The 7954-nt window shown below is 61.4% G+C and carries 7 protein-coding genes; 3 read left to right on the forward strand and 4 right to left on the reverse strand.

What is annotated here, in order from left to right:
* From yidD to rpmH, 3 genes are all read right to left on the reverse strand, one after another.
* A complete protein-coding gene (yidD, locus tag BCO18175_RS27140) occupies positions 1 to 267 on the reverse strand; it encodes a membrane protein insertion efficiency factor YidD (RefSeq protein WP_006750110.1) in 267 nt (88 codons plus the stop codon).
* Positions 268 to 342: 75 nt separating this feature from the next.
* Positions 343 to 804 carry a ribonuclease P protein component gene (gene rnpA, locus BCO18175_RS27145; protein WP_021157986.1) on the reverse strand — a complete coding sequence of 154 codons (462 nt, stop codon included), beginning with the start codon at positions 802 to 804 and terminating at the stop codon, positions 343 to 345.
* A gap of 15 nt (positions 805 to 819) precedes the next feature.
* Positions 820 to 954: a 50S ribosomal protein L34 gene (gene rpmH, locus BCO18175_RS27150; protein WP_004198824.1), complete on the reverse strand. Its 135-nt coding sequence runs from the start codon at positions 952 to 954 to the stop codon at positions 820 to 822.
* Positions 955 to 1374: 420 nt separating this feature from the next.
* Between rpmH and dnaA the strand changes: the two genes are divergently transcribed.
* The 3 genes from dnaA (at position 1375) to gyrB (ending at position 6894) form a co-directional block, all read left to right on the forward strand.
* Positions 1375 to 2952 (forward strand): chromosomal replication initiator protein DnaA, encoded by a 1578-nt coding sequence (gene dnaA / locus BCO18175_RS27155; protein ID WP_217483928.1) that lies wholly within the window; start codon positions 1375 to 1377, stop codon positions 2950 to 2952.
* A 168-nt stretch (positions 2953 to 3120) separates the two neighbouring features.
* The gene (gene dnaN, locus BCO18175_RS27160) at positions 3121 to 4227 is read left to right on the forward strand and encodes a DNA polymerase III subunit beta (RefSeq protein ID WP_122943982.1); all 1107 of its coding nucleotides are present in this window, start codon (positions 3121 to 3123) and stop codon (positions 4225 to 4227) included.
* A 192-nt stretch (positions 4228 to 4419) separates the two neighbouring features.
* Positions 4420 to 6894: a DNA topoisomerase (ATP-hydrolyzing) subunit B gene (gene gyrB / locus BCO18175_RS27165; RefSeq protein ID WP_174985665.1), complete on the forward strand. Its 2475-nt coding sequence runs from the start codon at positions 4420 to 4422 to the stop codon at positions 6892 to 6894.
* Between the two features lie 205 nt (positions 6895 to 7099).
* On the opposite strand, the gene BCO18175_RS27170 is transcribed toward gyrB, so the two are convergent.
* Positions 7100 to 7906 carry an HNH endonuclease gene (locus BCO18175_RS27170; protein ID WP_174985667.1) on the reverse strand — a complete coding sequence of 269 codons (807 nt, stop codon included), beginning with the start codon at positions 7904 to 7906 and terminating at the stop codon, positions 7100 to 7102.
* Positions 7907 to 7954 lie beyond the last annotated feature (48 nt).

Here is a 7954-nt window from a genome sequence, read left to right on the forward strand (position 1 = left end):
TCAGAGTCGATGGGACCGCGCGTCGGCTTCGCCGCGAGCGCGAGTGTCGGAGTTGGGCGGCGGGACGAGGTCGATGCCGCCCGCGGAAAACGGATGGCATCGGCACACGCGCCTGACGGCGAGATACGTGCCGCGCGCGGCGCCATGATACTGGATTGCCTCGCGCGCGTAATCCGAACAGGAAGGATAAAAACGGCAACGGTTGCCGAGCATAGGGCTCACGGCAACCTTGTAGAAGCGCAGCAAGGCGATCAATACCGTTTCCATACCTTGGGCGACGCCATTCGGCGCCGCGTCAAAACCGGCCGGGCAGGCGCGAACGCCGCACCGCGGACGGATGCGTCACTCGGACGCGGGCTTCGACGCACGGCGAGCGATCTCCCGGACTGCCCTGTCGAGCAGTTCGCGGATCTCGGCCGCGCACATCGCCGCGAGCGGGGCGGAAGCCGCGCTCGGCAGCGCTTTCTTGTCGAAGCGCGTGTGCTGCCGCAGCAGCAGGTCGTAACCGGCGAATTCGGCCCGGCGCAAGCGAAACGCATCGCGCGCCAGCCGCTTCACGAGGTTACGAGTCACCGCACGCGGCGCATACTTCTTGCCGACGACGAGCCCCAAACGCGCGGGCTGACCGGTCGGCTTGCCGTAAATCACGAAGTGCGCGGAGCGCCGCCAAGGACGCAAACGAAAAACGGATGAAAATTCATCCGTTTTCAGAAGTCGCGCAGCTTTCGGGAAGGCGGCTTTCGTCTGCGACGGATTCGCACCCGGCTCGACGGCACCTTCCGCAGGACTGCGGACGGCGGACACAGCGCGCAACCTGCCTTAGATGGCGAGGCGCTTGCGGCCCTTCGCGCGGCGAGCGTTGATGACCTTGCGGCCACCTGCCGTCTTCATGCGGACACGGAAGCCATGGGTGCGCTTGCGGCGCGTCACGGACGGTTGGTAAGTACGTTTCATGATGTTCTCACTTGTTCGAGAATGTCGAAATTCAGGGGACCGCGTGCCCTAACCGGAGGCATTCGGGCGAACGCAATCGCCGGGAATACAGGATTGGTTTTCGCGGAACCCGCTATTTAAACCGTTTTTCTGTTGACGGTCAATACTTTAGGAGTCGCTCGCCTGTGCCCACCCCGAGCGATCCGGCCCCGCGCCACACACAACCGGCCTGTGGATAACTCGCTCTGTGGCCGCGTTTGGCGGTAGAATCTCGCCTTATCTCCAAGAATCCCGCACGCCGCTTCGGCTCGCGCCTGCCCCTCCACGACTGTGACGCAGGCGTCCGAGGCATGCTCGCACGACCGCTTCGGGCCTTGTTGCGCTACCGCGACAAGGGCGCCGGCGAGCCGCGCTGTGCACGCAAAAAACGACAGTTACTTGATGAACGATTTCTGGCAACACTGTTCCGCACTGCTGGAGCGCGAGCTGACGCCCCAGCAGTACGTGACGTGGATCAAACCCTTGGCCCCGGTGGCCTTCGATGCGTCGGCGAACACGCTGTCCATCGCCGCGCCGAACCGCTTCAAGCTGGACTGGGTCAAGAGCCAGTTTTCGGGACGGATCACCGATCTGGCCCGGGAATTCTGGAACACGCCGATCGAAGTCCAGTTCGTCCTCGATCCCAAGGCAGGCATGCGCAGCGCCGCTACCGGCGCAGCACCGGCCGCGCCGCGCGCGCCGCTGGCCCCGAGCGGCCCCGCCGCGACGGTGGCCGCGATCGCCGCCAACCTGGCCGCGAATGCTTCGGCTGCGCCCGCCGCGCCGGCCGCCGTGCCGATGACGCCGTCGGCGGCCGCCTCGCACCACCTGAACGCCGACGACGCCGACATCGACCTGCCGAGCCTGCCCGCGCACGAAGCGGCCGCCGGCCGTCGCACGTGGCGCCCGGGCCCGGGTGCCGCGCCCGCCGGCGGTGGCGAAGCCGATTCGATGTACGAACGCTCGAAGCTGAACCCCGTGCTCACGTTCGACAACTTCGTGACCGGTAAGGCGAACCAGCTCGCGCGCGCCGCCGCGATCCAGGTCGCGGACAACCCGGGCATCTCGTACAACCCGCTGTTCCTGTACGGCGGCGTCGGCCTCGGCAAGACCCACCTGATCCACGCGATCGGCAACCAGCTGCTGCTCGACAAGGCCGGCGCGCGGATCCGCTACATCCACGCCGAGCAATACGTGTCGGACGTGGTGAAGGCGTACCAGCGCAAGGCGTTCGACGACTTCAAGCGCTACTACCACTCGCTCGACCTGCTGCTGATCGACGATATTCAGTTCTTCTCCGGCAAGTCGCGCACGCAAGAGGAATTCTTCTACGCGTTCGAGGCGCTGGTCGCGAACAAGGCGCAGGTGATCATCACCAGCGACACGTATCCGAAGGAAATCTCGGGCATCGACGATCGCCTGATCTCGCGCTTCGACTCGGGCCTCACCGTCGCGATCGAGCCGCCCGAGCTGGAAATGCGCGTCGCGATTTTGATGCGCAAGGCGCAGTCGGAGGGCGTGAACCTGTCGGAAGACGTCGCGTTCTTCGTCGCGAAGCATCTGCGCTCGAACGTGCGTGAACTCGAAGGCGCGCTGCGCAAGATCCTCGCGTATTCGAAGTTCCACGGCCGCGAGATCTCGATCGAGCTGACCAAGGAAGCGCTGAAGGACCTGCTGACCGTGCAGAACCGGCAGATTTCGGTCGAGAACATCCAGAAGACCGTCGCCGACTTCTACAACATCAAGGTCGCCGACATGTATTCGAAGAAGCGTCCCGCGAACATCGCGCGGCCGCGGCAGATCGCGATGTATCTCGCGAAGGAACTCACGCAGAAGAGCCTGCCGGAAATCGGCGAGCTGTTTGGTGGGCGCGATCACACCACCGTGCTGCACGCGGTGCGCAAGATCGCCGACGAACGCAGCAAGGACGCGCAGCTCAATCACGAGCTGCACGTGCTGGAACAGACGCTGAAGGGCTGAGCGCGCGGCGCGCTTGATAATTCGGCCTCCGCCCCAATTTAAGGGGGGCGGTTCGGTTTTGAGGCACAATACTGGTTTGACCGCCCCGGTGGTGGCGGGCCAAGAGCCCGGCTGGCGGGGCGCTGCGAGGCTGCTGCGCTGCAGGCCGTTACTCAACGAAGGAACTCTATGCAACTGGTCAAGACCGAACGAGACACCCTCCTCAGGCCGCTGCAAACGGTCAGCGGCATCGTCGAACGCCGCCATACGTTGCCGATCCTCGCCAACCTGCTGATCACCAAGAACGGCTCGGACGTTTCGTTCCTGTCGACCGACCTGGAACTGCAGATCACCACGCGCGCCGATTTCGGCGTCGGCGGCGACCAGGTCGCGACCACCGTCGCGGCGCGCAAGCTGCTCGACATCCTGCGCGCGATGCCTGACGGCCAGGTCACGCTGTCGCTCGCCGACAAGCGCCTCACCGTTCAATCCGGCAAGAGCCGTTTCGCACTCCAGACGCTGGCGGCCGACGAGTTCCCGACCGTCGCGCAGGCGAAGGATTTCGGCGCGACCCTCACCGTCCCGCAGAAGTCGTTCCGCCAGCTGCTCGGCATGGTGCACTTCGCGATGGCGCAGCAGGACATCCGCTACTACCTGAACGGCATGCTGCTCGTCGTCGACGGCGACCAGCTGATGGCCGTGGCCACCGACGGCCACCGCCTCGCGTTCTCGTCGATGAAGCTCGAAGGCGGCACGTTCGGCCGCCAGGAAGTCATCGTGCCGCGCAAGACGATTCTCGAGCTGCAACGCCTGCTCGAAGACATCGACGACACCGTCACCATCGACATCGCGCAAACCCAGGCCAAGTTCACGTTCGGCCAGGTCGAGCTCGTGTCGAAACTCGTCGAGGGCAAGTTCCCCGACTTCCAGCGCGTGATTCCGAAAGCGCACAAGAATTCGTTCGAGATCGGCCGTGAAGAACTGCAGCGTTCGCTGCAGCGCGCGGCAATCCTGACCTCGGACAAGTTCAAGGGCGTGCGCTGCATCATCGCGCCGGGCCAGCTGAAGATCATGTCGACCAACGCCGATCAGGAAGAGGCGCAGGAAGAACTGGAAATCGCCTACCAGGGCGATACCGTCGACATCGGCTTCAACGTCACGTATCTGCTCGACGTACTCGCGAACCTGAAGGTCGACACCGTGCAGGTGAGCCTCGGCGACGCCAGCTCGAGCGCGCTGATCACGGTGCCCGAGAACGAAGAGTTCAAGTATGTCGTGATGCCGATGCGCATCTGACGCGCGCGACATCAAGACACACACCAGGGGGCGGCAAGCCCCTTTGGCGTTTTTATGGCGAACCGACAACCCGTCCCTTTGGTGCCTCACCGGTGCCTTGGACGGGCCAGGAAAACTGGAGCGGCCCGGCGTTTTCGCAAGGAAACGCACCATGCCGCCGCTTGAGTGGCCTCGCAGAACCGGAAGATATCCATGAGTGAACAGCACAATCCGCAACCCGATAACAGCAGCTACGGCGCTTCGTCGATCCAGATCCTCGAAGGTCTGGAAGCGGTGCGCAAGCGCCCCGGGATGTACATCGGCGACACGTCGGACGGCACCGGTCTGCATCACCTCGTGTTCGAGGTGCTCGACAACTCGATCGACGAAGCGTTGGCCGGGTACTGCAACGACATCCACGTGACGATTCACGCCGACAACTCGATTTCCGTGACCGACAACGGCCGCGGAATTCCGACCGACGTGAAGATGAACGACAAGCACGAGCCGAAGCGTAGCGCTGCGGAAATCGTGATGACCGAGCTGCATGCCGGCGGCAAGTTCGACCAGAACAGCTACAAGGTTTCCGGTGGCCTGCACGGCGTGGGTGTGTCGTGCGTGAACGCGCTGTCGAGCTGGCTGCGCCTCACGGTGCGCCGCGACGGCAAGAAGCGGTTCATGGAGTTCCATCGTGGCGTCGCGCAGGATCGCGTGCTTGAGACGGTGGACGGCGTGGAAGTGTCGCCGATGCTGGTGACGGGTGACACCGAGAACCGCGGCACCGAAGTGCACTTCATGGCCGATCCGACGATTTTCGGCACGGTCGAGTATCACTACGACATCCTCGCGAAGCGGATGCGCGAGCTTTCGTTCCTGAACAACGGTGTGCGGATTCGTCTCACCGACCTGCGTTCGGGCAAGGAAGACGATTTCGCGTTCGCCGGCGGTGTGAAGGGCTTCGTCGAGTACATCAACAAGACGAAGACCAACCTGCACCCGACCATTTTCTTCGCCACCGGCGAGAAGGATGGCGTGGGCGTCGAAGTCGCGATGCAGTGGAACGACAGCTACAACGAGAACGTGCTGTGCTTCACGAACAACATTCCGCAGCGCGACGGCGGCACGCACCTGACCGGCCTGCGGGCCGCGATGACGCGCGTCATCAACAAGTACATCACGGACAACGAAATCGCGAAGAAGGCGAAGGTCGAGACGACCGGCGACGACATGCGCGAAGGGCTGTCGTGCGTGCTTTCCGTGAAGGTGCCGGAGCCGAAGTTCAGCTCGCAGACGAAGGACAAGCTGGTTTCGTCGGAAGTGCGGGCGCCGGTTGAAGAAGTTGTGGCGAAGGCGCTGGAAGAATTCCTTTTGGAAACGCCGATCGACGCGAAGATCATCTGCGGGAAGATCGTCGAGGCTGCTCGGGCGCGTGATGCTGCTCGGAAGGCCCGCGAGATGACGCGCCGCAAGGGCGTGCTCGACGGCGTCGGACTGCCCGGCAAGCTCGCGGACTGCCAGGAGAAAGACCCGGCGAAGTGCGAAATCTACATCGTCGAGGGTGACTCGGCAGGTGGGTCGGCGAAGCAAGGGCGTGACCGGAAGTTCCAGGCAATCCTGCCGCTGCGCGGCAAGGTGCTGAACGTCGAGAAGGCACGCTACGACAAGCTGCTGTCGTCGGAACAGATCGTCACGCTCGTGACGGCGCTTGGCTGCGGCATCGGCAAAGAGGATTACAACCTCGACAAGCTGCGCTATCACCGCATCATCATCATGACCGACGCGGACGTCGACGGCGCGCACATCCGTACGCTGCTGCTCACGTTCCTCTATCGCCAGATGCCGGACATGATCGAGCGCGGCTATGTGTATATCGCGCAGCCGCCGCTTTACAAGATCAAGGCGGGCAAGGACGAGCGGTATCTGAAGGATGACGTGGAGCTCAACGCGCACATGCTGCGGTTGGCGCTGCAAGGGTCGGAGCTGGTGCCGGGTGAGAACGCGGCCGTGATTTCGGGTGATGCGCTTGGAGAGCTGGCGCGGTCGTATCTGCTGTCGAAGAGCGTGATCGAGCGGTTGAGCCGGTTGTATGACCCGGCCGCGCTTGAAGCGATCATGGATGGCGTGGTGATCGATCTGTCCAACGAGGCTTCGACCGAGGCTTCGGCGAAGGCGCTGCATGCTGCGTTGCATGATGAAGCGCTGAAGAACGAAGTGCGTGTCGTGCCCTCGTATGACCCGGTTCGCGAACAGCGGTCGCTGCATGTCGAGCGTACGCATCACGGCAACGTGCGGGTTTCGGTCATCGACCAGGAATTCCAGCACACGGCAGATTATCAGCAACTCGTGACCACCGCGAATACGTTCAAGGGGCTCATCGGGGAAGGTGCAGTCATCAAGCGCGGTGAGCGCAGCATGGCCGTGGCGGACTTCAAGAGCGCGATGAAGTGGCTGCTGGCGGATGCGGAGCGGAACGTTTCGAAGCAGCGGTATAAGGGGCTCGGCGAGATGAACCCCGGGCAGCTGTGGGAAACGACGATGGATCCGACCGTGCGGCGACTGCTGCGCGTGCAGATCGAAGACGCCATTGCTGCGGATGGGATCTTTACTACCCTCATGGGGGATGATGTGGAGCCGCGGCGGGCGTTTATTGAGTCGAATGCGTTGCGGGCGGGGAATATTGACGTTTAATTCCCTGTTTTCGCCGCAACCCACCGAGGAAACTTAAATGCTGGCCCACCTTTACGGTGGGCTTTTAGCTTTTTGGAAATTTTTTCTGAAAATTCGCCGCGCCACCAACCATGAATAATTCACCGAAGCCGGCCGAGACCGGCTCGATTCTGCACGAATCATCTATGACGCAATACTAATATATTCCACAACCACCCAGCAGAATTTAATCAACTTTCGAGACAAGTGTCCGACGCCTTTGAAGGTATTCCGGACGCGGAGTCGCTGTCGTTGGCGACGCTAACTTCTGCCCATCATACGGTTCAAGCTGGCACCGAAGCACAACATCACCACCAACTCTAACCCAATCGACTCGGACTGTGAGGTCGTCCTCAATTAGTAAGTGCCCTCTCTCAAACGCACGATCCATAATTAGAGAAAGGCAAATTCCGTTCGATGGATCAAGTCGAATATTTTGATCCTCACTCCACGGAACTATATGTGAAGCAACAAGAAAATCCTTGCTCTCAATTCCTGTAATTGCACAACGATGCCCGTAATTATCCTTGACTGCACTGGCAAATACTTTTTGCGCGCTCCCTCGTGTCTTGGTCGTAACAACTAAATCAGCAACGCAGTAATCTTGATTTTTTATTTGCTTTTTAAATACCTCAATTTCACCAGGATCTGTCTCTGCAGATTCGGCTACGGCGTCTCCTTGTGCCGCGGCGGGGTACCGTGCATTAAGCGTTTCGAGAAGTGCATTAATCGATGCCGTGAGCCCCTCTGGCAGAGATTCAGAAACTGTCCACGCATTGTGGTTCTGAGACGGATCAAAAAATAGCCCATATCCCGGCTGTCGAAGATAAGCGGCGAGTCCTCGCCCCGTATCTGCGCCGAGTTCATCGAGTGCAACAACAGGTGTATCTGACGACTCGAGCTTTGAAAGAGCATACCTGACTTCGGTGCTCGGAGCGACCCCACCGCTGGCAAACGTTCCCCATGTGTTGATGTCCGCACAGAACTGACCCACTAGAGCTGAAAATTTTCATCGAATTTTGACCCACGTGATTGAATGCCC

The sequence above is a fragment of the Burkholderia lata genome (assembly GCF_902499335.1).
Classification (GTDB): Bacteria; Pseudomonadota; Gammaproteobacteria; order Burkholderiales; family Burkholderiaceae; genus Burkholderia; species Burkholderia lata_B.